At 56.1% G+C, this 25483-nt stretch carries 25 protein-coding genes and 1 tRNA gene; 13 read left to right on the top strand and 13 right to left on the bottom strand.

Translation table 11 applies throughout. The features are described 5' to 3' along the window. Positions 1-338: 338 nt before the first annotated feature. Together IE151_RS00790 and glnA are read left to right on the top strand one after the other, a co-directional pair. Positions 339-677, top strand: a complete 339-nt coding sequence (locus IE151_RS00790; protein ID WP_189486848.1) for a P-II family nitrogen regulator — start codon at positions 339-341, stop codon at positions 675-677. Between the two features lie 47 nt (positions 678-724). Further along, on the top strand, positions 725-2134 hold the full coding sequence (glnA, locus tag IE151_RS00785) for a type I glutamate--ammonia ligase (protein ID WP_189486846.1): 1410 nt from the start codon (positions 725-727) through the stop codon (positions 2132-2134). Positions 2135-2251: 117 nt separating this feature from the next. Here the strand turns inward: glnA and IE151_RS00780 are convergent, their stop codons facing one another. Beyond that, positions 2252-3400: a pyridoxal phosphate-dependent aminotransferase gene (locus IE151_RS00780; RefSeq protein WP_189486844.1), complete on the bottom strand. Its 1149-nt coding sequence runs from the start codon at positions 3398-3400 to the stop codon at positions 2252-2254. 226 nt (positions 3401-3626) lie between these two features. Here IE151_RS00780 and IE151_RS00775 point away from each other — a divergent pair, with 226 nt between their 5' ends. The 6 genes from IE151_RS00775 to aat all read left to right on the top strand — a co-directional run bounded on the left by IE151_RS00775 (position 3627) and on the right by aat (position 8871). Continuing rightward, positions 3627-4991 carry a M48 family metalloprotease gene (locus IE151_RS00775; protein WP_382344707.1) on the top strand — a complete coding sequence of 455 codons (1365 nt, stop codon included), beginning with the start codon at positions 3627-3629 and terminating at the stop codon, positions 4989-4991. 31 nt (positions 4992-5022) lie between these two features. Continuing rightward, positions 5023-5778, top strand: coding sequence for a DsbA family protein (locus IE151_RS00770; RefSeq protein ID WP_189486840.1), 756 nt, complete (start codon positions 5023-5025; stop codon positions 5776-5778). 169 nt (positions 5779-5947) lie between these two features. Next, positions 5948-6385: a type II 3-dehydroquinate dehydratase gene (gene aroQ / locus IE151_RS00765; protein WP_189486838.1), complete on the top strand. Its 438-nt coding sequence runs from the start codon at positions 5948-5950 to the stop codon at positions 6383-6385. Positions 6386-6412: 27 nt separating this feature from the next. Next, positions 6413-6889, top strand: a complete 477-nt coding sequence (gene accB, locus IE151_RS00760; RefSeq protein ID WP_189486836.1) for an acetyl-CoA carboxylase biotin carboxyl carrier protein — start codon at positions 6413-6415, stop codon at positions 6887-6889. Positions 6890-6900: 11 nt separating this feature from the next. Further along, positions 6901-8253: an acetyl-CoA carboxylase biotin carboxylase subunit gene (accC, locus tag IE151_RS00755; RefSeq protein WP_189486834.1), complete on the top strand. Its 1353-nt coding sequence runs from the start codon at positions 6901-6903 to the stop codon at positions 8251-8253. Continuing rightward, the gene (gene aat, locus IE151_RS00750) at positions 8254-8871 is read left to right on the top strand and encodes a leucyl/phenylalanyl-tRNA--protein transferase (protein WP_189486833.1); all 618 of its coding nucleotides are present in this window, start codon (positions 8254-8256) and stop codon (positions 8869-8871) included. It abuts the gene before it with no gap. Between the two features lie 88 nt (positions 8872-8959). Here aat and IE151_RS00745 read toward each other — a convergent pair whose 3' ends face one another. The 9 genes from IE151_RS00745 to IE151_RS00705 all read right to left on the bottom strand — a co-directional run bounded on the left by IE151_RS00745 (position 8960) and on the right by IE151_RS00705 (position 19379). After that, on the bottom strand, positions 8960-10975 hold the full coding sequence (locus IE151_RS00745) for an OmpA family protein (protein WP_189486832.1): 2016 nt from the start codon (positions 10973-10975) through the stop codon (positions 8960-8962). Between the two features lie 151 nt (positions 10976-11126). Continuing rightward, positions 11127-11939 (bottom strand): MBL fold metallo-hydrolase, encoded by an 813-nt coding sequence (locus tag IE151_RS00740; protein ID WP_189486831.1) that lies wholly within the window; start codon positions 11937-11939, stop codon positions 11127-11129. A 3-nt stretch (positions 11940-11942) separates the two neighbouring features. Beyond that, the gene (locus tag IE151_RS00735) at positions 11943-12734 is read right to left on the bottom strand and encodes a TatD family hydrolase (RefSeq protein WP_189487566.1); all 792 of its coding nucleotides are present in this window, start codon (positions 12732-12734) and stop codon (positions 11943-11945) included. A 4-nt stretch (positions 12735-12738) separates the two neighbouring features. Then, positions 12739-14295 (bottom strand): methionine--tRNA ligase, encoded by a 1557-nt coding sequence (metG, locus tag IE151_RS00730; protein ID WP_189486830.1) that lies wholly within the window; start codon positions 14293-14295, stop codon positions 12739-12741. 95 nt (positions 14296-14390) lie between these two features. Then, the gene (locus IE151_RS00725; RefSeq protein WP_189486829.1) at positions 14391-15443 is read right to left on the bottom strand and encodes a DNA polymerase III subunit delta'; all 1053 of its coding nucleotides are present in this window, start codon (positions 15441-15443) and stop codon (positions 14391-14393) included. Further along, positions 15440-16105 (bottom strand): dTMP kinase, encoded by a 666-nt coding sequence (gene tmk, locus IE151_RS00720; protein WP_189486828.1) that lies wholly within the window; start codon positions 16103-16105, stop codon positions 15440-15442. Before tmk ends, IE151_RS00725 begins: the two co-directional genes overlap by 4 nt. Positions 16106-16175: 70 nt before the next feature. Continuing rightward, positions 16176-17372 carry a D-alanyl-D-alanine carboxypeptidase family protein gene (locus IE151_RS00715; protein WP_189486826.1) on the bottom strand — a complete coding sequence of 399 codons (1197 nt, stop codon included), beginning with the start codon at positions 17370-17372 and terminating at the stop codon, positions 16176-16178. Positions 17373-17445: 73 nt separating this feature from the next. Further along, complete coding sequence (locus IE151_RS17800) at positions 17446-18738, bottom strand: septal ring lytic transglycosylase RlpA family protein (protein WP_189486824.1); 1293 nt, start codon at positions 18736-18738, stop codon at positions 17446-17448. A gap of 173 nt (positions 18739-18911) precedes the next feature. Further along, positions 18912-19379 (bottom strand): SRPBCC family protein, encoded by a 468-nt coding sequence (locus tag IE151_RS00705; RefSeq protein ID WP_189486822.1) that lies wholly within the window; start codon positions 19377-19379, stop codon positions 18912-18914. A gap of 49 nt (positions 19380-19428) precedes the next feature. On the opposite strand from IE151_RS00705, the gene IE151_RS00700 reads away from it, so the two are divergent. From IE151_RS00700 to IE151_RS00685, 4 genes are all read left to right on the top strand, one after another. After that, on the top strand, positions 19429-19785 hold the full coding sequence (locus IE151_RS00700) for an ArsR/SmtB family transcription factor (protein ID WP_189486819.1): 357 nt from the start codon (positions 19429-19431) through the stop codon (positions 19783-19785). A 129-nt stretch (positions 19786-19914) separates the two neighbouring features. Then, positions 19915-20004 (top strand) — tRNA-Ser (locus IE151_RS00695). A 479-nt stretch (positions 20005-20483) separates the two neighbouring features. Continuing rightward, entirely contained in the window at positions 20484-20651 is a 168-nt protein-coding gene (locus IE151_RS00690; RefSeq protein ID WP_189486817.1) for a hypothetical protein, read from the top strand. A 70-nt stretch (positions 20652-20721) separates the two neighbouring features. Next, positions 20722-21090 (top strand): hypothetical protein, encoded by a 369-nt coding sequence (locus tag IE151_RS00685; RefSeq protein ID WP_244636553.1) that lies wholly within the window; start codon positions 20722-20724, stop codon positions 21088-21090. Between the two features lie 28 nt (positions 21091-21118). Here the strand turns inward: IE151_RS00685 and IE151_RS00680 are convergent, their stop codons facing one another. Next, positions 21119-22393, bottom strand: a complete 1275-nt coding sequence (locus IE151_RS00680; protein WP_189486815.1) for an NAD(P)/FAD-dependent oxidoreductase — start codon at positions 22391-22393, stop codon at positions 21119-21121. A 400-nt stretch (positions 22394-22793) separates the two neighbouring features. Here IE151_RS00680 and IE151_RS00675 point away from each other — a divergent pair, with 400 nt between their 5' ends. Next, complete coding sequence (locus tag IE151_RS00675; RefSeq protein WP_189486813.1) at positions 22794-22940, top strand: hypothetical protein; 147 nt, start codon at positions 22794-22796, stop codon at positions 22938-22940. Between the two features lie 49 nt (positions 22941-22989). On the opposite strand, the gene pyrG is transcribed toward IE151_RS00675, so the two are convergent. Together pyrG and IE151_RS00665 are read right to left on the bottom strand one after the other, a co-directional pair. Further along, positions 22990-24618 carry a CTP synthase gene (gene pyrG, locus IE151_RS00670; RefSeq protein ID WP_189486811.1) on the bottom strand — a complete coding sequence of 543 codons (1629 nt, stop codon included), beginning with the start codon at positions 24616-24618 and terminating at the stop codon, positions 22990-22992. 92 nt (positions 24619-24710) lie between these two features. Then, positions 24711-25454: a hypothetical protein gene (locus IE151_RS00665; protein WP_189486809.1), complete on the bottom strand. Its 744-nt coding sequence runs from the start codon at positions 25452-25454 to the stop codon at positions 24711-24713. Positions 25455-25483: the final 29 nt, after the last annotated feature.

Here is a 25483-nt window from a genome sequence, read left to right as displayed (position 1 = left end):
CCAAGCCTATATGTTCATGCAATGCGTCCTTTTCAAGGCCACTGCACAGAAAAACAAACTGCCCCGGAGAGTTGGGTATATTGCCGCAAATTAAATCACGATGACTAATATTTACGCACATGATCCCGATCGAAATCGTTCTGCCCCGATCTACCACTCAAAGCCGACGCGACACCCTGCATCTTTTTTAGCCGTTCTGACCTCGGAAAGCCTGCGCTACTCGTTTAAAATCGAGTTCGCAGATTTTTATTTATGCTTCCATGTGGACTTGGCACGCTCCATGCTTAACATTCGAATGAGCGGTCGCGGTGACCTTACTCAAGCGGAGTTCGGACTGAATGAAAAAAATTGAAGCCATCATCAAGCCGTTCAAGCTCGACGAAGTGAAGGAAGCTCTTCAGGAAGTCGGCCTGCAGGGCATCACAGTCACCGAGGCAAAAGGTTTCGGGCGCCAGAAGGGCCACACCGAGCTCTATCGCGGCGCTGAGTACGTTGTCGATTTTCTCCCAAAGGTGAAAATCGAGATCATCCTCGCTGACGAATCCGTCGAGGCAGCTGTCGAGGCCATTCGCAATGCTGCGCAGACAGGACGGATCGGCGACGGCAAGATCTTCGTCTCCAGCATAGAGGAAGTGATCCGTATCCGTACCGGCGAGACCGGCGTCGACGCGATCTAACCCCCACCAGCAAATTACCTATCCACGCCATCCACAGGGAATTCATTATGACGACAGCAAAAGACATCCTGGAGCAGATCAAGGATGAGGACATCAAGTTCGTTGACCTGCGCTTCACTGACCCGCGCGGCAAGTGGCAGCATGTCACCATGGACGTCGGTCTGGTCGATGAAGATATGTTCGCCGATGGCGTCATGTTCGACGGCTCGTCGATTGCTGGCTGGAAAGCTATCAACGAATCCGACATGGTTTTGATGCCGGATCCGGAAACGGCACATATGGACCCGTTCTTTGCGCAGTCGACCATGGTTATCACCTGCGACATTCTGGATCCCATCTCGGGCGAGTCCTACAATCGCGATCCGCGCAGCACCGCCAAGAAGGCCGAGGCCTACCTGAAATCAGAGGGCTTTGGCGACACGGTTTTTGTTGGTCCTGAAGCCGAGTTCTTCGTTTTCGACGACGTCAAATACAAGGCCGATCCCTACAATACCGGCTTCAAGCTCGACTCCACGGAACTGCCGTCGAATGACGACACCGACTATGAAGTCGGCAATATGGGGCACCGTCCGCGCGTCAAGGGCGGCTACTTCCCGGTTCCACCGATTGATAGCTGTCAGGACATGCGCTCTGAAATGCTTTCGGTCCTGGGCGAGATGGGTGTTGCGGTCGAGAAGCACCACCACGAAGTGGCTGCCGCCCAGCACGAGCTAGGCGTCAAGTTCGACACGCTGGTTCGCAACGCCGACAAGATGCAGCAGTACAAGTACGTCGTGCACCAGGTCGCTAATGCTTACGGCAAGACAGCTACCTTCATGCCGAAGCCGGTATTCGGCGACAATGGCTCAGGTATGCACGTTCACATGTCGATCTGGAAGGATGGCAAGCCGACATTCGCTGGTAATGAATATGCCGGCCTTTCAGAGACTTGCCTGTTCTTCATCGGTGGCGTGATCAAGCATGCAAAAGCCATCAACGCCTTCACCAACCCGTCGACCAATTCCTACAAACGTCTGGTCCCGGGCTATGAAGCACCGGTTCTGCTTGCCTATTCGGCACGTAACCGGTCGGCTTCCTGCCGTATTCCATTCGGCTCGAATCCGAAGGCAAAGCGCGTCGAAGTTCGCTTCCCCGATCCGACTGCAAACCCGTATCTTGGATTTGCGGCGCTTCTGATGGCTGGTCTCGACGGCATCAAAAACAAGATCCATCCAGGCCAGGCCATGGACAAGGATCTTTACGATCTGCCTGCCAAGGAACTGAAGGAAATTCCGACCGTCAGTGGTTCGCTTCGTGAAGCGCTGGAGAACCTGGACAAGGACCGCGACTTCCTCAAGGCTGGCGGCGTGTTCGACGATGATCAGATCGACAGCTTCATCGAACTGAAGATGGCCGAAGTGATGCGTTTCGAAATGACGCCACATCCGGTCGAGTTCGACATGTACTACTCCGTCTAATTCGGCGGATGCCTTTATAACACAGAGGGGACGGCCTCCATCTCCGGATGGGGGCCTTTCTTTAAGGTGCATTCTTTAGGTGAGAAAATATCGATAACGATCTGAAATAATAAATAATTATCCTATCCAACCAGCAAGTCTCTCAAGAGCCTCCTGCATATCCTCGAAGCTGCCGGCATAGGAAAAGCGCATGGAGCGATGGCCTTCGCGCGTGTCAAAATCAATACCAGGGGTAGCCGCAACGCCCGCCTCGTGCAGCATACGCTTGGCAAAGCTCATGGAATCATTAGCATGCGCGCTGATGTCACAATAGGCGTAGAAGGCGCCATCCATCGGCGTTATCAGCGGCAGGCGTAATCTGGCAAGGTTATGGCTCAGGAGCGCACGGTTCTTGATATAGCCTTCACGGATAATGTCGAGTTCCCTGCTCGCTTCGAAAGCCTTGGAGGCTGCGATCTGCGACAGTTCCGGCGCGGAAATATAAAGGCTTTGTTGAATGCGTTCGACGGTGCGCACAAGTGGGTCCGGCAGAACCATCCAGCCGATACGCCAGCCGGTCATGCAATAATATTTGGAGAAGGAGTTGATGACGGTGACGCGAGCGCTGAAGCCAAGCGCGGTCACGTCCTCGCTTTCGTAGGACAGACGATGGTAAATCTCGTCCGAGATCGGTGCGATGTTTTCCTTTTCGCACAGTTCGAGGATGGCTTTAAGTTCGTCCTGCGCGATATTGGCGCCGGTCGGATTGGCCGGACTGGCGAAAAGGACACCCCTCAGCGGCTTTACACGATGGGCAGTCTCAAGAGCCGCAGCCGTCAGGTTCGAGGCACCATCGAGTGGAATTTCGACAACCTCGAGACCCAACGCTCGCAGAATGTTGCGATAGGCAGGATAACCCGGCTCGCTGATTGCGACGCGATCGCCGACATCGAACAGCGACAGGAAGGCGAGGTTGAAGCCGGCGGAAGAACCGGTCGTAATGCAGATGCGCTCTGGAGCGACATCTACGGCATAATGATCGCGATAGTGCTCGCTAATTGCACGGCGAATGATGCGGAGACCCAACGCGTCAGTGTAGGAAATGCGCCCGTCCACGAGTGCCGCGGCAGCAGAATCGCGCACGATCTGCGGTGCGGGTGCTGCCGGCTGGCCAACCGCCATGGAGATTATCGAGCGCCCTTCGGAACGCAGCCGATTCGCCTCAGCGAGAACGTCCATGGCATGGAAGGGTTCGACGTTGCCACGCGTCGACAGATTGATTTGCACCGGCTTTCTCCATCAAATCCGTTTCGTGCGTCGTAGCCTATTGCATCCGGTTTGGGAATTGCCTCAAGGGCAAGCGATCGTGACCGCATAATCGCCCCATTCGCCACAAAATGGTGATCGAAAGAGTGGGCCTTACCCGCGCTGCGTTCTATGCTATGGGTTCGGTAGAGTTGATAAGGGTCGTGGTTCCACGATTGCTACGATGCAGACAGTTCGGGAGCGAGGTATGATCGGCAGGTTTTTGGCGCGAAGCAGTCTGGCTTTAACGTTGGCCTTCAGTTCCATTGCCGTAACAAGTGCCGCATATGCCCAGCGCAGCGTATCGATTATACGCGACGCGGAGATAGAGGCGCTTGTCCGCGATTATACAACACCGATTCTCCGGGCTGCGGGTCTCTCGCGATCGGGTATCGAGATCGTCATCGTCAATGACCGTTCCTTCAACGCTTTCGTGGACGGGCGGCGCATTTTCGTCAATGCGGGTGCGTTGATGACGTCGGAAACCCCTAATGAGATCATCGGCGTTCTTGCCCATGAGACTGGCCATCTTGCTGGCGGCCACCAGGAGCGGTTGCGCGGACAACTCGCTCGAGCACAGACCATGGCGATCGTCGCCAGCCTGCTTGGCATGGGCGCTGTTGCGGCGGCTGCCGCCACGAATTCCGATGGGCTTGGCAAGGCAGGCATGGGCATGGCGGCGGGGGGACCGGAAATGGCGCGCCGCAGCATCCTTGGTTATCAGCGCGGCGAAGAGGTGACGGCAGATCGTATGGCCGTTAGCTATCTTGAAGCGACAGGCCAGTCCGCGCAAGGCATGTTGAAAACCTTCTCGCGTTTTCAAAGCGCGCTTGCGCTTGCAGGCACGCGTGTCGATCCCTATCAGGTGTCGCATCCAATGCCGCGTGAGCGTATCGCCAATCTGGAAACGTTGGCAAAGAAAAGTCCACATTTCGACAGAAGGGATCCGCCTGCCCTTCAACTGCGCCATGATCTGATGCGTGCCAAGATTGCGGTTCACATGCAGGGCGCACAGGCGGCAGCGCGCATGATGCGCAATCCGGATCCGCTCGTTTCACAATATATGACGGCGCTCTCTGCCTATACGAATGGCAATCCACGCGACGCAGTTACACGGGCGCAGGCTCTGGCCAAGAAGCAGCCACAGAACGCTTATTTCCACGAGTTGCTGGGTGATTCCTATCTCAAGGCCAATATGGCCAGCGAGGCAGCCAACGCCTATAAAAAAGCGATGCAACTGGACAAGTCCAACTCTGGCCTGATCCGTGTCTCCTACGGTCGCGCGCTCCTAGCGACCGGAAATCCCGGAAATGTGAAGGCTGCGACACGTATCCTGCGTGAAGGGCTCGACAAGGATCCCGGCAATATCACCGGCTATCGCTTCCTTGCGCAAGCCTACGGGCAAATGGGAGAGATTGGCGAGGCCGAACTGGCCACGGCGGAGGGTCATTATCACGGTGGCAATCTCCTGGAGGCGCGTATCTTTGCGGCCCGCGCGCAGACACGCCTGGTGAAGGGATCTCCCTCCTGGATACGGGCGCAGGACATTATCAATCAGAAGAAGCGCAACTGACACCTGTCAGTCGTCGCGAAAGGTACACTCCATGACCAGTTCTTTTTTTCGTAGCCGTGGCCTCCTGTCTGCTGCCGCATTGGCCGTCGCTACGCTGGCCGGCCAGGCCCACGCTCAGACCGTCGACAAGGCGGAGGTCGAGAAAATTGTGCGCGAGTATTTGCTCGCTAATCCTGAAATCCTGTTTGAGATGCAGCAGGTTCTTCAGACGAAGCAGCAGGATGAGCAGGCGGTGCAGCAGCAGCGTGTAATCGCGGCCGCAAGAGATGCGATCTATAATTCGAAAGCTGATGGCGTCGTAGGCAATCCCGATGCAAGCTTCACGGTGGTTGAGTTCTTCGATTACAATTGCGGCTACTGCAAACATGCCCTTCAGGACATGATGGAGATCACTGCCGAAAATGAGGACATTCGCTTCGTCATGAAGGAATTTCCAATTCTCGGCCAAGCGTCCAAGGAAGCATCCGTGGTTTCGATGGCTGTTCATCGCCTCGCTCCGGAAAAATACGCCGAATATCACAAGGATCTGCTTGGCGCTGAAGGACGCGTTGACGGCGCGACTGCAGTGCAGCTTGCCGTCTCCAAGGGCGTGGACGAGGCAAAGCTGAAGGCGGAAATGGGGAAGCCTGAAATCGAGCAAGATCTAGCCAAAACCTATGCATTGGCGGAATCGCTCGCGGTGAATGGTACGCCTGCCTACGTAATCGGCAACGAGATGGTTTTTGGCGCGATGGGCAAAGATACTCTTCTGGAAAAAATCGCCGCGGCCAAGCAGCAGTCAAACTAAGCAAGCTGTGAAAAATGCCGCAATCATCTGCGTCTAGTCATTCTGAGCAGGCTATACAGGCTTTCCGCGGCGGAAACAGGCGTTTATAGAAGACATGTCCCTTCTGGCCGCATGGTCAGAACGACGTATCTGACGTGCGAATTCGTACGGCTTTCCGAAAGGATTAAGAGTGAAGACGGTCTATCTGCTCAACGGCCCCAATCTTAACATGCTCGGGAAGCGTGAACCCGGCATTTACGGTGCCGATACGCTTGTAAGCATCGAGGCCGACTGTATTTCTTTCGGAAAAACGATCGGGATGACGGTCGAGTGCCGTCAGTCAAATCATGAAGGCCAGCTTATTGACTGGATCCATGAGGCAGGCGAGAAGGCAGCCGGAATAGTATTCAACCCCGGTGCCTATACGCACACCTCGGTCGCGTTGCATGACGCTATCAAGTCTGTGCCCCATGTACCCGTCGTCGAAATTCACCTTACCAATGTGCATGCCAGAGAAGCGTTTCGCCAGAAATCCTATATTTCTCCGGTTGCAATTGGCGTCATTTGCGGTTTTGGTCCGCTCGGATATCAATTGGCGCTGCGTGCGCTTGCAGAACGGCTTGGCTAAGCCTCCGATCATAAGGAATAAAGAAGAATGTCGCTCAAGAAACCGGTGGTCGATTCGGAAACCGTCCGCAGCCTCGCGGAAATCCTCAACGATACGAACCTGACGGAAATCGAGATCGAACAGGGTGAACTGCGTATCCGCGTTTCGCGCCAGAACGCTGCTGCTCCGGCCTATGCCCCCTACCCGCAGTTTGCCGCGCCCGCGCCGTCTGCGCCCGCTGCTACACCGGTGGCCTCTGCTCCGGCAGCAACGCCCGCACCGCGCGACGACAAGAATGCCGTGACCTCCCCGATGGTGGGCACTGCCTATCTCGCACCGGCACCAGGCGCCAAGGCATTCATCGAAGTGGGCCAGCAGGTCAAGGAAGGCCAGACGCTTCTCATCGTTGAAGCCATGAAGACGATGAACCAAATTCCTTCCCCGCGCTCCGGCACTGTCAAGGCGATCCTGTGCGAAGACTCGCAGCCGGTCGAATATGGCGAGCCGCTGGTCATCATCGAGTAACGGGAAACGCAATGTTTCAGAAAATCCTCATAGCCAATCGCGGCGAAATCGCTCTGCGCGTGCTGCGTGCGGCAAAGGAACTAGGCATCAAGACCGTGGTCGTGCATTCGACCGCCGATGCTGATGCCATGCATGTGCGCCTTGCCGACGAAAGCGTCTGCATCGGACCGCCAGCCTCGCGCGACAGCTATCTGAATATCCAGCAGATCGTCGCCGCTTGCGAGATCACCGGCGCCGATGCTGTACATCCAGGCTATGGCTTCCTCTCAGAGAACGCGAAATTCGCCGAAATTCTCGAAGCGCATAACATCACCTTCATAGGCCCTTCCTCGCAGCACATCCGCGTGATGGGTGACAAGATCGAAGCAAAGCGCACGGCCAAGAAGCTTGGTATTCCTTGCGTTCCCGGCTCCGATGGCGGTGTCAGCGATCCTGTCGAGGCGATGAAGATTGCCAAGGAGATAGGATTCCCCGTCATCATCAAGGCAGCAGCCGGTGGCGGTGGTCGAGGCATGAAGGTGGCGCGCACGGAAGATGATCTCGTTGTTGCGTTGCAAACGGCACAGACTGAAGCCGGCGCCGCGTTTGGTGATGACTCCGTCTATATCGAGAAATATCTCGAGAAGCCGCGTCACATCGAAGTGCAAATCGTCGGCGACGGTCAGGGCAACGCCATCCATCTAGGCGAACGCGACTGCTCATTACAGCGTCGCCACCAGAAAGTCTGGGAAGAGGCAAACTCACCTGCGTTGAATGTCGATGCGCGCAACAAGATCGGCGACATCTGTTCGAACGCCGTTGCCGATATGGGATATTCCGGCGCTGGCACGATCGAGTTTCTGTATGAGAATGGTGAGTTCTATTTCATCGAAATGAACACGCGTCTGCAGGTAGAGCATCCGGTTACGGAAGCCATCACCGGCATCGATCTCGTGCACGAGCAGATTCGTGTTGCCGCAGGCCTTGGTCTCTCGGTGAAGCAGGAGGACATCCGCTTCCAGGGGCACGCGATCGAATGCCGCATCAATGCCGAGGATCCGCGCAACTTCACGCCTTCCCCCGGTTTGATCACGCATTTCCATACGCCGGGCGGTCTTGGCATTCGCGTCGATTCCGGCGTCTATTCCGGTTATAAAATCCCGCCCTATTACGACAGCCTGATCGGCAAGCTCATCGTGCATGGCCGCAACCGCGTGGAATGCATGATGCGCTTGCGCCGCGCACTTGACGAGTTTGTGGTCGACGGCATCAATACGACGTTGCCGCTGTTCCGCGATCTGATCAATAATCCAGACATTGCAAATGGTGATTACGATATTCACTGGCTGGAAAAATACCTCGCTCAACCATCCGAAGAGGTCTGATTGAGCAAGCCGATCGCTCCCGGCCATGACATTCCGCCCGACGTGCTGCTTCGTGCTTACGCGTCGGGCGTTTTTCCCATGGCCGAGAGCGCGGACGATCCAGAAGTGTTTTGGGTTCGCCCTGAAGAACGGGGCATTATTCCCCTGGACAAATTTCACGTGCCACGTTCACTTGCGAAGACCATTCGCAAGAACGTGTTCACTATCCGCGTGAACACGGATTTTGCAGGCGTCATGCGTGGGTGCGCGGAGCCCGGTTTCGAACGCGAAACGACCTGGATCAATTCCACGATATTCAAGGCTTACAGCGCGCTTCATGCGCTGGGTCACGCTCATTCGGTAGAAGCCTGGCACGAAGGAAAACTCGTCGGCGGGCTTTATGGTGTATCGCTGGGCAGCGCGTTCTTCGGTGAAAGCATGTTTTCGCGCATGAGGGACGCTTCCAAGGTTTGTCTGGTCTTTCTTGTCCAGCGTATGAAAGAACGTGATTTTCGTTTGCTGGATACGCAATTCACTACGGAACACCTGGAGCGTTTCGGTGCCATCGACGTGCCGCGCGGCGAGTATGAATTGTTGCTGGCCGATGCGCTGAGCAGCACCGCGCGGTTCTGGCCCTGAACCATCTGCCATCCAACGTAGTTCCCCTGCCTTCAAGAAACTAGGCGCGCTCGGATAGAGCGCGCCTAGTTCTTTCCATCGAGAGAAACTATTCGTTGCTGGCTACAGGTCTCACCAGCGGTGTAATGCGGCGGATAGTGACACGACGGTTTTCCTGTGAGGGCCCTTCCGTACGCACCTTCAAGTAACGTTCGCCATAGCCTTGCGTAGCCATGTTTTCAGGCGGGATGCCGAACGCGTCCGTCAGGACGGATGCCACGGATTCGGCGCGCTGATCGGAAAGCACCAGGTTGCTTTCATCAGAGCCAACGGCATCGGTATGGCCCTCGATCAAGAAGGTTTCGGCCGGATTATCTTTCAGTACCTTGTTGATGGCTTCCGCCACCTTTCTCAGTGAGCGGGCCTGATCCATGGAGATTTCGGCACTGCCAGTGTCAAAGGTGATCGTGTCAAGATCGATCCGGCGCACCTTGTCGCGAATACGGGCCGAGTAGCGTACCTCGTCCAAGGAATAGACGCGCTCCACTCGCTCGACCGGCGGCAATTCAAGGAACTCGTAATAGTCGCGATCCTCATCGCTCGACGTATCGATAATATACTCGTCGAGCGGGACGGTCAGGCGCATCGGAGGAAGATCAAGCCCCGGGTCACGCCAGACATAATCCTCGCCTTCATCGCCGCGATCAACCGCATAGAAGAGCACATATTCCTCGCCGCCCGGGACGATACGCGACCGCTGGATAACCTCGCCGTAGCGGTTACGAATAGTCACCACCTGCGTGCCGTCACGGCGTTCGACAATCTCTCGTGTGCGACCGCCGCGCAGGCGCTCGTATATTGGCTCGACGTTCTCTCCTCCATAGAAGCGGCGGCTGTCATCGTGACGAATGACCGTGCGGTTGTCGATCTGGAAGATGATGCGACTATCATCCCGGTCCCGGCCATCACGCCCATCGCTATCCCATTCTTCCCATCCACGCGGGCGCTCGAATTCCGGCCGACGCTCGAGACGTTCGCCACGTTCGGCAGTGGCAGCTTCAATCCTAACAGGTGCGCTGTCCTGGGGCTGGATCTGCGCCTCGGCATCCGATTGAGGTACCACGATCTCGCCCTCTGCCTGGGCTGGAGGAGTGGCAGGTCCGGGTTCGCCTTGCCGGCTCTCGCCCTGGGTCTGCGGAGCTTCTTCCTTGGCGCTATCAAGGACGGCTGCGCCGTTCTCCACAGGAAGTACCATGGGCTGATCATCTGGAGCCGATGCCGGATCCTTGGCAATCTCTTCCGCTCGCTCAATATCCTGAGGCGTGGTTGGGGGCTGCGGAGCAGCTTGTTGATCAATTGTTGGTGCCGTCTCCGTGGGGGATACTGGCGTGGGTGCATCGGCATCAGCGGGAGATTCCGGGGTTTCCGGAGACATGGCCGGTGCGTCAGGTGTAGACGTTTCCGGCTGACTTTCCGGGCTAGCCGCGCCGTCCCGCTCCATGCGCGGCGCTTCGTCCTCTCCATCCTGACGCTGTTCCTCACCACCCTCCAATGCAGGGGCGGTTTCCTGTGCGTCATCGCGTTCAGGCCGCAGCGTCTGTGTTTCGGACTCAGGAACCGGAGGTGTAGCGGGTTCTTCTGACTGCTGAACTTCTGGTTCAGGGGCCGGCTGCTGCTCTGGCGCCGGAGAAGCCTCAGGCTCTTCCGCCGGTTGCGATTCCTGTTCCTGTGATTCGGAGCTCGGTGTTTCCTCTGCTGGCTCTGGAGGGGCTTCACGCCCGGAAGACTCAGGTTGTTCCGGCTCCGCGGCAGGCGCTTCCTGCTGCTCGGAGTTCGGTTCAGATTCTGGCGCTGCTTCGGGAGCAGGCGCTTCCCGTTGCTGGCCGGGTGCAGATTCAGTTTCCGATTCCGGTTCCGGCGCACGTTCTCCTTCCCGGGGCTGCGCCTCTTCCTCTTCGGGCTGGCCCTCACGTGGCAAAAGCGGCTGCTGGGCGAGAATTACGCCCTCTCGGACGTGATTTACCGAAGGCGTGACATTGGGCATCGCGCCTGCCGGTTGCAAGACGAGCGGCAGCGACATGAATGGAACCGCCACGCTGGCGAACAGTCTGGATTTGATTGTCATCAGAATTCTCCTCACTCCCGGCGTCCAAGGCCTTGGGGCCTCTGGATCGCATGGCATGACATCGCATCACCAATTGTCGGGCGCGTCCTTAAGTTCCGTCACGTTAGATGTGCGTGGGTGAACGAGGCGTGAACACTTAAAGGTGCGTAAATCAGGAGATTTCGACTTCCCAGATCATGCCATCATAGGCAGGCGTAACGTGATCCGGGGTTTCGCGGGCGACCGTTTCGTAGTCAAGAGGGATGTGCATATGAGTCAGAATGGCGTTGCGCGGCCCAAGCTTCTCTATCCATTCCAGCGCTTCACTGAGCGAATAGTGGCTCGGATGAGAAATATATTGCAACGCGTCGATCACCAGAAGATCCAGCCCGGAAAGCCGGCGAACGGTTTCCTCCGGCCACGCCGATACGTCCGGGCAATAGGCGATGTCGCCAATGCGATAACCTATAGAGAAAATGTCGCCGTGCATTTGCGTAAGCGGTTCGAAATCAATGGGGCCACCCTCGCCCGCTATCTTGAAGGGCTCATAATGAGTAATCTCATGCGCCTTGACGATAGGCGGATAGGAGCTGCCCGAGGGCGTCTCAAAGCAATAGCCAAACGCATCCTTCAGCCTCGCGGTAGTCGGGCGATCAGCATAAAGATCGATAAGTTTCTTTTGCACGAGAACGAAGCCACGCAGATCATCTATACCATGAATATGGTCGGCATGCGGATGTGTATAGATAGCGGCATCAAGCTTCTTGACCTGCGCCATCAGCATTTGCGAACGAAAATCCGGACCGGTATCGATGACGACTGTCGTACGTTTTCCATCTTCCCGGATGCGCTCTATCAGCGCACTCGAGCGATAACGACGGTTCTTCGGGTTGTTCGGATCACACGCCCCCCAATCGCCCATCAGGCGCGGCACACCCGGAGACGAGCCGCAGCCCAGGATAGTAAGGCGCAAGCGATCGGCCATGGATTAGCCGGCTTTCCGCGGATCCGGCACCTTGGTGAAGAGCCGGAAGAAATTGTCGGTCGTGATCTGTGCTATCTCGTCGCGCGTTACACCGATAGTATCGGCGAGGACGCGTGCCGTCTCCGCAGTATAGGCAGGCTCGTTACGGCCACCCCGGTGTGGAATCGGCGCGAGATATGGCGCATCGGTTTCGACCAAAAGACGATCGCGCGGGACGGTTGCGGCAATATCGCGAATATCCTGCGAGTTTTTGAAGGTCAGGATGCCCGAAAAAGAAATATATCCGCCCATCTCTACGCCGATACGGGCAAGCTCTGCCCCTGACGAGAAGCAGTGCAGGATGAAGGGAAAGGCGCCCTTCTCCGTTTCTTCGCGCAGAATGGCCGCCATGTCTTCATCGGCGGAACGCGCATGGATGACCAGCGGCAGACCCGACCGGCGCGCCGCAGCTATATGGACGCGCAGGCCCTGCGCCTGTGCCGCGCGAGGTGCCTTGTCATAGAAATAGTCGAGACCCGCTTCGCCAATAGCGACGACCTTCGGGTGCTTTGCCAGCTCAAGTAATTGCTCGGCCGTTATGTCCAGCTCTTCCTCCGCATTATGCGGATGGGTGCCGACGGAACAATAGACCTGCTTATATTGCTCGGCGATAGCAAGAATGGGTTCGAACTTCTTGACGCGTGTGCAGATGCTGACCATGTATGCCACGCCTGCATCGACCGCGCGCTGGATGACGGCGTCGCGTTCTTCAGCGAAATCCGGAAAATCCAGATGGCAATGACTGTCGACGAGCATCATCTTACGCCTTCTGTTCTGCCACAGGTTCTACATAGCGCGGAAAGACGCCCTGAGGTGCTGGAAGATCGTCGCCCGTCTTCAATGCAAAGGAATCTCCCACGTGAGCGAAAGCGCGCTCCTCTGCCTTGACGGCTAGAAGGTCGAGGAGCTTCTCCGCAGAAGCCGGAATGAACGGCTGGCAGAGAATGCCGACGCGGCGCACTATCTCGGCGGTCGTGTAGAGCACTGCTTCCATGCGAACAGGATCGGTCTTTCTGAGTGACCAAGGTTCTTTTCCGGCGAAGTATCGATTGGCTTCCGAAACGACATTGAAGATGGCTGCAAGCGCGTGGTGGGGCGCCTGTTCCGCCATGAACTTACGGGCCTGCACCAGCGCGTCATCGGCCATGGAGAGCATGGCACGATCCTCCTCGTCTATCGCCTCCGTGGAAGGTACCTTGCCTTCGCAGTTCTTGGCGATCATCGAAAGCGAACGCTGCGCCAGATTACCGATATCGTTGGCGAGGTCCGCATTGGTGCGATTGACGATCGCCTCATGGCTATAGGAGCCATCCTGGCCGAAGGGAACTTCGCGCAGAAGGAAGTAACGCACTTGATCGAGGCCATAGTGCTCGATCATGGCCAGCGGGTCGATGACATTGCCGATCGATTTCGACATCTTCTCGCCGCGATTAAACAGGAAGCCGTGGCTGAAAACGCGCTTTGGAAGCGGAAGGTCAGCGGACATGAGGAAGGCGGGCCAGTATACCGCGTGGAAACGGGTAATGTCCTTACCAATGATATGGGCGTTGGCGGGCCAGAACGCGGCGCGATCTGCACTGGCATCTGGATAACCTGTTGCCGTCAGGTAATTGGTCAGCGCATCAACCCAGACATACATGACATGCTTTTCATCGCCAGGCACCGGAATACCCCAGTCGAAGGTGGTGCGGGAAATCGACAAATCCTTGAGGCCACCGCGAACAAAGGACGCAACCTCGTTGCGGCGTTCGACAGGGCCGACGAAATCCGGTTGTTCCTCATAAAGCTTCAGGAGCTTTTCTTCATATTTCGACAGACGGAAGAAATAGCTTTCTTCTTCAACCCATTCGACCGGTGTGCCCTGTGGACCGTAGCGAATATTGTCCGCACGGAGTTCGGTTTCCTCTTCCGCATAGTATGCTTCGTCGCGCACCGAGTACCAACCCGAATAGCCGCCTTTGTATATGTCGCCATTGGCTTCCATCGCCCGCCAGATCGCCTGCGAGGCAATTTTGTGTCGCTCTTCCGTTGTGCGGATGAAGTCGTCATTGGAAGCGTTAAGATAGGCGGCCATCTTCTGGAACTCGGCCGTATTACGATCGGCAAGCTCCTGCGGCGTAATTCCCTCCTTGCGGGCCGTCTGCAGCATCTTGATGCCATGCTCGTCGGTGCCGGTCAGGAAAAACACCTCCTTCCCGTCCAGGCGCTGGAAACGAGCCAGAGCATCCGTTGCGATCAACTCGTAAGCATGGCCGATATGCGGCTTGCCGTTCGGGTAGGAAATTGCAGTGGTGATATAGAATTTTTCGCGCGCCATAGGAAACCAGTCGTTCAAAAGTTAAAGCGTGAATAGCGTATAGAAACGTACCTGACCACCCTGCATTCGCGCATGAGAAATGCGTTTTCGAATTGTCAGCCTGCGAAGGCCACGCGCACCATTTCGATCAGCGAGAAAACATGTTGGCGCTTGTCGAGATTGTAGGTTTCGCACTCGATTGTTGTCTGACGCACCTCCTGCCAAAGGTGGGAAAGACGATCCGCGTAGGCAATGTTACCGGTGCGCGCTTCTATTGACGCACGACCTGCCACTACGTCGAGCATTTCCCGGTTGAACAGTTCGAATTGCACCACGCTGTCCCTACCCGTGACGGCATCGGCGAGCCGCATCATTGTGCCTATATCCGGCGTGCTGGAGGCGACGAGCTTTTCCACGGCCTCGGCAATGTCCATCCCGCCATATTGCGTGAGGAGAACGGCATTGCGCGGGCTGCCATCGGCCCGGCTCGCGAGCGCTTCAGGCAAATTTCTTTCCACACTGCCAAGCATGCCGAAGCGGGAGACCACTTGTGTCATCGCCTCGTCTTCGAGTGGATGAAAGAGCTGAAGCTGACAGCGCGAACGGATGGTCGGCAAAAGACGCCCCGGCGCGTGCGTGATCAAAATAAAATGTGTTCGTGCAGGTGGTTCTTCAAGATTCTTCAATAAGGCATTGGCAGCATTTATATTCATGTCTTCCGCCGGATCGACGATAACGACACGTGGGCTGCCATCCGAGGCCGTCATAGACAAGAATTTTGAAACGCGGCGAATTTCCTCAACGGTTATTACCGACTTGAAGGTCTTGGTCTTGTCATTAAATGGACGGCTCAAATGCAGGATTGCCGGATGTGCCCCCGTGGCGATCTGACGAAACAAACCAGAGGATGGATCAGGTGGCTGGAGCCTTTCCGGTGCCTGTCTATGATCGGGGTGGCGCATCAGGTGATAAGCGAGATGGAAGGCGAGGGTCGCCTTGCCGATGCCGCGCGCGCCGGCAAACATGAGGCCGTGGTGAAGCTTGCCTTCGCGATAAGCCTGAGCCAGCATAATTTGTATGGCATCATGGCCGACGAGATAGGGATTCTCGGCCGGCTCAAGTACATTGTCGAGCGTATCGTAATTTTCGGGTGCGAGACGTTCATTCATGGCACGAGCGGCTCCGAGATCGCGTTCTTGGCCATCAGGAAGTCGCTGACCCGCTTTGCGACTTGTTCCGCAACGGCATCCTCGTCCAGGCTGGCATCTATCACTTTGCAACGCTCCGGTTCGGCCTTGGCAATCTCGAGGAATCCCTTGCGCCGCTTGCGATGAACCGAAAGCGTTTCCTTCTCGAAACGATCGGGCGTTTCATTGCCACGACGCAAGCCGGCACGACGAAGCCCCTCTTCCGGCGCGATATCGAGAATGAGTGTCAGTTCTGGTTGCATGTCAGCCACAACGACGCGCTCCAGGGTTTTGAGAAAATCCTGATCCATGCCACCGACCTTGCCTTGATAGACACGGGTTGAGTCGGCAAAACGGTCACACAGAACGATTTCGCCACGCTTGATCGCCGGACGAATACGCTGGTCGATATGATCGGCGCGCGCCGCTGCAAAGAGCATGGCTTCCATCTGGGCACCAAAGGATTCTGCCGCTCCGGAAAGCACGACATGGCGCACGGCCTCAGCCCCTGCTGATCCGCCTGGTTCACGGGTCAGCATCACGGCAAGGCCGTGTGAACGCAGGAGTTTGGCCAGCCGGGCAATCTGCGTCGACTTGCCGGCGCCCTCTCCGCCTTCAAAGGTAATGAACGATCCTAGCTTCACAAATGCTCTTAACTGTTTGGGCGTCGGAGATGAGACATCCTTCTCCGTCTAGCCTATAGACACGAAGATTTCAAAGCCGCTGCCATCGGCGCAGCCAGCCGAACGCAAGTTCCCAAAGTGCATTGGAGGCACGACTGTAGAGGGAGGCAGCTTCAACCGAGGTTTTTGCGAATACGGGGGCCGCATAGAGAATTTCATCAGCGCGCTTGACCTGCAGAGTGCCGAGACGCGTGTCGGCGGCAACAGGAGCAGCGATCGGCCCCTGGTAGACAACTTCCACCGCGATCTGATCGCGTTCTGCGATCGGTAGCAGAACATCAATTACCCGATCCGTCCGCAGTTCGACTGGCTTGCCGTTCGCGCCGAAGCTGACGGCGGTGCCGATGACCTCGCCCTCATCAAACAAATGAACACGTTCGAAATTCGAGAATCCCCAGTCGATGAGCTTGCGCGCCTCGTCACCGCGCTCCTTATTGTCCGCCATGCCGCTCATGGCAGCAAAGAGCCGGCGTCCGTCCCGAGTCGCGGAGGCAACCAGCGCGAAACCGGCTTCCTCGGTATTGCCGGTTTGCAGCCCGTCCGCTCCGATGCCAAGGGAGAGCAGCGGGTTTCGATTCCGTTGAAAAATCCGGTTCCACTCGAAGGCTTCCTGGCTGAAATAGTGGTAATATTGCGGATAGCTGCGCCAAATGTGCTGGGCGAGCCTCGTCATGTCACGCATTGAAACGTGCTGTGCAGGATCCGGTAGCCCGGTCGCATTGGTGAAATGCGAGTTGGAAAGGCCGAGTTCGGCTGCGCGCTCATTCATCTTTGTTGCGAAAGCACTTTCCGATCCGGCGATTCCAGCGCCCAGAACGATTGCGCTGTCATTGGCGGATTGAACGATAAGGCCCTGTAGAAGATCCGAAACCGCGACATTGGACTTCAATGCCGCAAACATGGTGGAGCCGCGTGATGGCGCGCCGCCCCGACGCCATGCATCCTCCGTAATCTGGAATGCCTGGTCCATACGCAGGTCACCGTCGTGCAATGCCTTGAAGACCAATTCGGCCGTCATCAATTTGGCAAGCGAGGCCGGAGCAACTTTTTGATCGGCATTTTTCGAGAAAAGCACGGTGCCCGTCTCGGCATCGACGAGAAAAGCTTGCGGCGCACGCGTCTGGATGCCGAAAGAGACGCTTTCATCTGCATCCTGCGCCATGGCCAAGCCCGCAACGCCGATAAAGAACAGGCTTACGATGATACGTTTGATGAATGCAGCGCGCATGATCAGTCTCCCGCCTTCATGCTACTATTTTGCCCAAGCGGGAGCCATATGGGGTTTTTCAATCCAATGAAATTCAGGAATCCTGACGCACGATAAAGGCGTCAGACGCCCCCAAAGTCCAGCTTTTCTGCAAAAGCTGATCAATGCCGAGCGTGCCGTTCGGCCGCAGACTAAGCGAGTAGATAGCGTGGCCGGATAGGTGACTGGTTTCCATCTCGACAGCTCCGAAAGCCGAAAGCGCCCGGAAAAGCTTTTGCGCCGCATCCTTATCGCCAAAGCTGCCGGCTGAAATATAATCGCCGCCATGCGCCTGCATGTTGTTTTTCCAGGCTTGGCGGATTTCACTCGACTGGCGGGAGAAGGCCTTGAATGCATCGGGGACATGCCCGATCGCGCCGCTGATCCGCACATCGGCATAGGACATTTCGGGCGCCCGGCTCTCTGGTATCGGATACGGCCCATCGATGACCTGAAAGGGGATATTCGCAGGAACGGGTGGCTGAGTCGGCGCATAGGCGTCAGCTGCCGGCTCTGGACGTTCGGCAGGAATAGTCGTGGCCGCTGCAACAGGCTGGGGCACAAGAGCAGCCTGTGGACGAGCCGCAGGCACAGGCGTCCGCGCTTGCAATTGCGCGACGTTGAAGCTTTCCAGTGAGCGGTTCGAGCCGCTTTGCGACGGCGTAGGCCCGTTCATAGCCACCATGACGCCGGTAGGCATACCGTCGGATGGATCCGGAGCCGCGCCATTTGGCCGATAGGAGGCAAGCAGGAATTGTTCATCCTGACCGTCCAGAGGAGCTGGACCGACATAGGCGACATCAACGTCCGCCGTGCCAGTTTCAGTGTAATCGAGAAGCTCGGCAGCGCGGCGTGACAGGTCAATCACCCTGCCCGCATGAAACGGTCCGCGGTCGTTGACACGAACGATGACGGAGTGACCGTTCTTCTTATTTGTGACCCGGGCATAGCTTGGTAACGGCATGGTAGGATGCGCGCCGGTGAGATGCGTCATGTCGTAGATTTCACCGTTGGCGGTCAGGCGGCCATGAAAGGCATCGCCATACCAGGATGCCTTGCCTGAGCCTTTGTAACCCGGGTCTTCCTTTGGCTTATACCAGCGTCCAGCGACCTTATAAGGTTTTCCGACATGATATCGGCCGCCGCCACGTTTCAGGCCGCTCTTCTTGTTGGAGACACGCGGACTTGCCTTGCCATATTTCGATTCGGGAAAATATTCCTTGGAGCGATTGGAGGGCTTGGTATTCTCCCTCTGGAGAGCCGACCCGCAGCCGACGAGCGCGAATGAGGCCGCAAGAAGCACAAGTGCCGTGCTTGCGCGCTTCAGCGCAGTCCTGCCAGAATCCATTGTGTCGTCCCCGAACTTTTCTTCAACCAGAGGTCAATATGCCAGATCATCCCGGCTGTCAAAAACGCTGGGATAATGTGGCAAATTATGGGCCTTTTATACAACCTCTTGGAATTGCCTGCATTTATGGTTAACCAATCATGAGTATCCCAGCATTGATCGGGCACCTCCTCTTACTTGTAGAACCCATCCCGAAGGTTGATGCCGTGTTCCAGCCACATCTTCATGGCGCAAAGCATACCCGTCCAGCCTTCGCAATTATCATAAGACGCGCCTAGTCCCTCCTGCGTTTCCAACCATCCATATTCGCTGATTTCAACCAGGGTTCGGCCGTCGCCAAGCGGTTTGAAGGTCATGACCACGGTGGTTCTTGCCGCACCGTTCGCATCTGGCTGTGCTGCGCCATTGCTTGCGTCCCAGCGCAGAACGATGCGTCTGTCCTCCTCCACCTCATCGATATAGACCGGAAAGGCGCCTGGAAAATCGTGAAAATCCCACTCTACGACAGCGCCGGGCTGAATGCGTCCCGTCGCGCCGCCGGTCGTGAAGAATCTGGATAGTCGTTCGGGATTGACGACAGCTTCAAAGACCTCCGAGACGGGTCTGGAAATTCTACCGCTTACAGAAAACCTGATTTCCATTGCATATTCCTCCTTCCAATGTTCCTCCATTATGTTGTAGATTTATAACATGTCAACGCACGATAAAGACGATGCCCTCTTCAAGGCACTGGGACACCGAACGAGGCGCCAAATGCTCGACGTCCTCAAGGAAGGACCAAAGACGACGGGGATGGTCTGTGATTTTTTCCCGGAGATTGACCGTTGCACGGTGATGCAGCACCTAAAGGTACTGGTCGATGCCGATCTTGTAATTGTTGAGCGCCGCGGGCGCGAACGCTGGAATCATCTGGACGCGCTCCCCATTCACGCTATTCACGAGCGATGGATTGGGCCTTTTGCAGCCTATGCGGTCTCGATGCTGCGCAATCTCGACAAAGGCGTGCCGAACATTGGGGTTCGCGACGATGAAACGGTGGGCGAGTGAGATGACCGCGAACGCTTTTGGGTCTCGTTCACAGTTTCGGCTGATCCTCTTGTTTTGCAGACTTGTAATCGGCGAACTTCTGACGCATACAGCTTGCCGATGGGAGGCAGCCATGCCTGCCCGCATCACGGAAGAGTGGCCGAGCGGTTTAAGGCACCGGTCTTGAAAACCGGCGAGGGTGTGAGCTCTCCGTGGGTTCGAATCCCACCTCTTCCGCCATGACCATTGTTTTTATTGACTTTTTTGGCCTCCTTGACTATTTATCATAACTCAGAGAGCCGCGGCGCTTTGGGTGACGCGCCTTTGCCGATAGCGTTACTTGCCGTTTCGGACAAAAATAAAGGGGCCTCGCGGCCCCTTTTCTCATGCCGCTAGCGCCTCAACAACGCTGCATATAAGCCCCCTTATACCGCGGTCGTTAGTGACAACTGCGTCGGCGAAAAAGTCGAAGCGCTCCGAAGCGTGCCCTGAGTAAACGCCCCTTCTCCCCTCAAGCTTGACGATCGCTCCGCCCAACCTTCGCACGGCGGCCGCCTCGTTGGGAAAGCGACAGTCATCAACGATGATGCGCTCATATTGTGAAGCACGAGCCTCCCACAGGCCTACCCAAAAGTTTTCGCCGATCATGTCGCTTCCGCCAGATTGGAACGTTCCGCAGCCTCGCGGCTTATCCTCCTTAGTCGCAACGGGATATTTTCATGCTTAAGTCGAATTTCAAATTCTTCATCCTGACTCTGTTCGTCCTGGGGCTGTTGATTGCGGGGGCCTATACTTTTCTCTCGCATCCGGGAGATGCCGAAGGCGATGTTGATCCGCTCCAGACGACTGAGCCTGCTGCGCCTTCTTCCCCCACTTCCCAACCGTAGTTCTACCTATATGATTGCCTGAACAGCCGCCTATGAGCGGCGCAGGTGAAATCGTTGGAGAGGTAGTTCATTGTCCAGGCTGACCGGAAGATCGCATCAAGACAAAAGTAGCGAAGAAGCGGAACAGTTGGTTGAGACGTTATTTCGCAATGGCACGTTGACGGTTGTTGGCATCATCCTGTCTTTTTCGCTCGGTTTCGTGACTCAGTGGGCCAATAACCCCATTCCGTGGACGTTGAGAGATCTGCCGACGCTGATTCTACTGATCGGGGGGATTGTCCTGCAGATCATGACGTTGGGAAAACTGTTGCGAACGACCGCCTTGCAACGACGTGTATACGATAAGGCGAATAAGCAATTTCTGGTCGGCGTGTGCCTGACGGCTTTAGGGGTGGCGTCGGCCATCGTAATCGACTTTTTCGAGATCGTGACGAAATAGCGCGCCCGCAGGCGCGCCGATCTTCTCGCTAGGTGGAAGGTGGTGCAGGCGGCGGTGCCGCCTCCTTCTGGGTTATCAGACGTGCACTACGTTGACCGGTGAGATAAATCCATAACCAGCTCCACGCCACACTCATGCGACTGCGGGTCCCTATGAGGAAGTAGATGTGAGCGATGCCCCAGAGCCACCATGCGAGAGCGCCGCGCAGCTTGATCTTACCGAAATCGACAACCGCCGAACGTGTTCCTATAGTTGCGAGATTTCCCTGATGACGATAGTTGAACCGGCCTGGGAGTTCGGTACCTGCAAGCTTTGACCGGATGCGGCGAGCGACATAGGCACCCATTTGCTTGGCGGCTGGGGCAATGCCCGGTACGGGCTTTCCGTTGCTCGCGACAGCCGCAGTGTCGCCGATGACATACACATCGGACAAGCCAGCCGGGCGCAGGTTTTCGTCGACGATTGCACGGCCCGCACGATCGGCCTCGACGCCAAGCCATTTCGCGGCGGGCGACGCTTGTACGCCAGCAGCCCAGACGATGGTCCGAGCCGCGATAAATTCCTCGCCGATGGATACGCCCTCCTCGCTGCATCCAGACACGATACTGTCGGTGCGGACTTCAACGCCGAGCTTCTCCAGCGAATTCCGCGTATACTCCGATAGCTCGGGCGTAAAGGCCGACAAGACGCGCGGCCCACCCTCGATCAGGATAATGCGCGCCTCCGCAGGATCGAAGCTGCGAAACTCTCCATGCAAGGTCTTGTGCGCAAGCTCGGCGATAATGCCGGCCATCTCCACCCCGGTCGGACCGGCACCGATGATCGCGAATGTCAGCAGAGCCCGGCGCTTATCCGTATCCTGTTCAAGCTCGGCTGCCTCGAACGCCCGCAAAATGCGACGTCTGATCATGGTGGCATCTTCAAGCGTCTTGAGACCTGGCGCAACGTGAGCCCATTCATCCTTGCCAAAATAGGCATGTGTAGAACCCGTCGCGATGATCAGTGTGTCGTAATCCATCGTCTGGCCATTATCGAGCCTGACGATCTTGTCGTTCGGGTCAACGCCAACGACTTCTGCAAGTATGGTGCGAACATGCGGTTGATCGCGATAAAGGGTCCGGATAGGCCAAGCAATTTCAGAGGTCGCCAGCGTGGTGACCGCTACCTGGTAAAGCAGGGGCTGAAAAAGATGGTGATTTCGCCGATCAATAAGGGTGATGCGAACATTCGCATTCTTGAGACCGTTGACCGCCTCCAACCCGCCAAAACCGCCGCCGATCACGACAACATGATGCTCTGCCATACCTGCACTCCTTCGAAGGTAGAACTAGTGTATCTTCCGGAATTAAAAAGTGCCGGGATTACAAGGGTGGTTTGCACAAATGCCGTTTGACCTGAAAAGCCGTTTCACCGAAGGCGCTCATTTGCATTACAAATCTGCCTTAAGGGATGATGTTCCTGCAACTTTCTGTCGAAATGAAATATCTGGGAGATGGGAAGCAGACGCCACGGATCGTGAAAGGAACAATTCGAGCAGATAGACATTATTTTTCCACGATCATTCGAGGATAAAAAAAATGCTGCGTGCTTTCATTCTCTGGCTTATGGGCGTTCCGCTCGTCGCTGTTCTATTGATCTGGTATTTTTTCTTTTAAGGCGGGTATTTTCGCCTCGAGCATAGACAGCACAGCGGAGTTACAAATTTGCAGAAGAATACGCTTTATCTTCTTGTCGGCGCGCTTTTAGTGATCGTCGTGGGTTTGGGAATCTATGTTTATCAGGAGGAAAGCCAACCCAGTGGCGTAGAGATGCGCATAGACCAGAATGGCGTTCAGATTGAAGAAAACTAGGTTCTCCATTGTCTGAAATGATGAAGCCCGCTTTCGCGGGCTTTATCTGTTAAACCAGTCTGCTCTGCTCCATCGCAGCTTCTATGAAACTGGAGAAAAGCGGGTGCGGCTCGAAGGGCCGGCTCTTGAGCTCCGGATGATATTGAACGCCGATGAACCACGGATGATCGGCATATTCAATTGTTTCCGGAAGTACCCCGTCCGGTGACATGCCGGAGAAGACCAGACCGGATTTCTCCAGCCGCTCCTTATACTCTATATTGACCTCGTAACGGTGACGATGGCGTTCGGAGATCGTCGTCGAACCATAAATATCGGCAATCCGGGTACCTTGCGCGAGCGCTGCATCGAACGCACCGAGACGCATGGTTCCACCAAGATTACCGGCCGCCTCGCGCTTTTCCAGCATGTTACCGGAAAGCCATTCGGTCATCAGACCTACGACCGGTTCCTTTGCGGGGCCGAATTCGGTTGAGGATGCCTGCTCCACGCCTGCAAGATTACGCGCTGCCTCAATGCAGGCCATCTGCATGCCGAAGCAGATGCCGAAATAAGGCACCTTGCGTTCACGTGCGAACTTCGCGGCCAGGATCTTGCCTTCGGAACCGCGCTCGCCGAAGCCGCCCGGCACCAGAATACCGTGCACCTTCTCGAGAAACGGCGAAGGGTCTTCCTTTTCGAACACTTCGGATTCGATCCACTCGAGATTGATGCGAACCTTGTTGGCAATGCCACCGTGGTTGAGCGCTTCGATCAGCGACTTGTAGGCATCCTTGAGGCCCGTGTATTTGCCGACAACGGCAATGGTGACTTCGCCTTCTGGGTTGTGAATGCGTTCGCGCACCTCGTTCCAGCGATCAAGACGCGGCTTGGGAGCCGGATCGATGCCGAATGCCGAAAGTACCTGCGTATCCAGGCCTTCATTGTGGTAGGCGTTCGGGACATCGTAAATGTGCTTGACGTCGAGGGCCTGAATGACGGCCTCTTCGCGCACGTTACAGAACAGTGACAGCTTGCGGCGCTCTTCGCGCGGGATTTCCCTGTCTGCACGCACCAGAAGAATGTCCGGCGCAATACCGATGGAACGTAGCTCCTTGACCGAATGTTGCGTTGGCTTCGTCTTGAGTTCGCCTGCTGCCGGAATCCACGGCATCAATGTCAGATGGATATAGACGCATTGGCCGCGTGGCAGCTCATTGCCAAGCTGGCGAATCGCTTCCAGGAACGGCATTGCCTCGATGTCGCCGACCGTGCCGCCAATCTCGCAGAGGACGAAATCATAGTCGTCATTACCTTCGAGGACGAAATTCTTGATCTCGTCCGTGACGTGAGGAATGACCTGGACCGTCGCGCCAAGATAATCGCCGCGACGCTCCTTCTCGATGATATTTTTATAGATACGGCCGGTGGTTATGTTATCGGCCTTGTTTGCCGAGCGCCCGGTAAATCGCTCGTAATGACCCAGATCCAGGTCGGTCTCCGCACCGTCATCGGTAACAAAGACTTCGCCATGCTGATAGGGCGACATCGTGCCCGGATCAACATTTAGATAAGGATCAAGTTTGCGGATTCGGACCCTGTAGCCACGCGCCTGCAAGAGAGCTCCAAGAGCTGCTGCTGCAATGCCTTTGCCAAGGGAGGAAACCACGCCGCCGGTGATGAATACATATCGCGCCATGGGAGTTGACCCTTAACGCCGATGCGGCATTTGCGCCAGAGGAAATTTCAGCATGAGTGTGTTTTCCTCAACCGGATGCGGCAGGCGATTGATCACGAAGCCGTCGCAAGATCGATAGGCGTATCATAAATCCCCTGAAAGCCTGTCTCCCCCAACCACTCGTCGGGTATGAAATTTTCCTGGATACGCGTGTTATTGCTGAAATGGAGCCAGTCAATATTCATCAGCATGTCGGTGCCAAACATCTTGCTGCGAATAAGCAGATTTCCTTCCTCGTCGCGATGAATTGCATAATCGAACATGCTCCCCTCGTAAAAGACCTTGGTCCGGTCGCCGATGCCAATAAGATGGTCATCTCCGCGCCCCCCTCTCAGCCACCCGTCGTCGCCAATTGAGAGAAGTGCTTCACCTTCGTCCGAAGCTATCAACGGCGCCTTCCTCGTAAACTGCACGCGATTGAGCTTGCCAGCGCGAAGAAACGAGGTGATCAGAAGATGCGAGGTCTGGGTGTCGTTGCGAAATAGTATCTGTTCAACATTCCAAAGGTTAGCGCGCGTCTCTCCGGCGTTGACGGAAATTCGCCCTCGTTCATTAATAGTGATGTCGTATATTTCTTCAGTCTCCCGGAAGATGACCGTGTCGTGGCCTTTTCCTGCGTCGACCTCCTTGTGCCCCTTCCCTAAGAAAATTGCATCATTGCCACCTTTGGATTGGACATGATCCGTGCCATCGCCGGTCCAGATACCATCGTGGTGATGGCTTCCCGTCAAATTATCGTTGCCATTCAACGCGCCCTGATCAAACAGGTGAAAATTGCTTGTAACTTCTCTCGTCATTGTATTAATCTATTTCAAAGAACTAAATT

This window comes from Limoniibacter endophyticus (assembly GCF_014652835.1).
GTDB classification, from domain to species: Bacteria; Pseudomonadota; Alphaproteobacteria; order Rhizobiales; family Rhizobiaceae; genus Limoniibacter; species Limoniibacter endophyticus.
The sequence above is the reverse complement of the archived record's forward strand: the minus strand, read 5'-3'. Positions and strand labels throughout refer to the sequence as shown.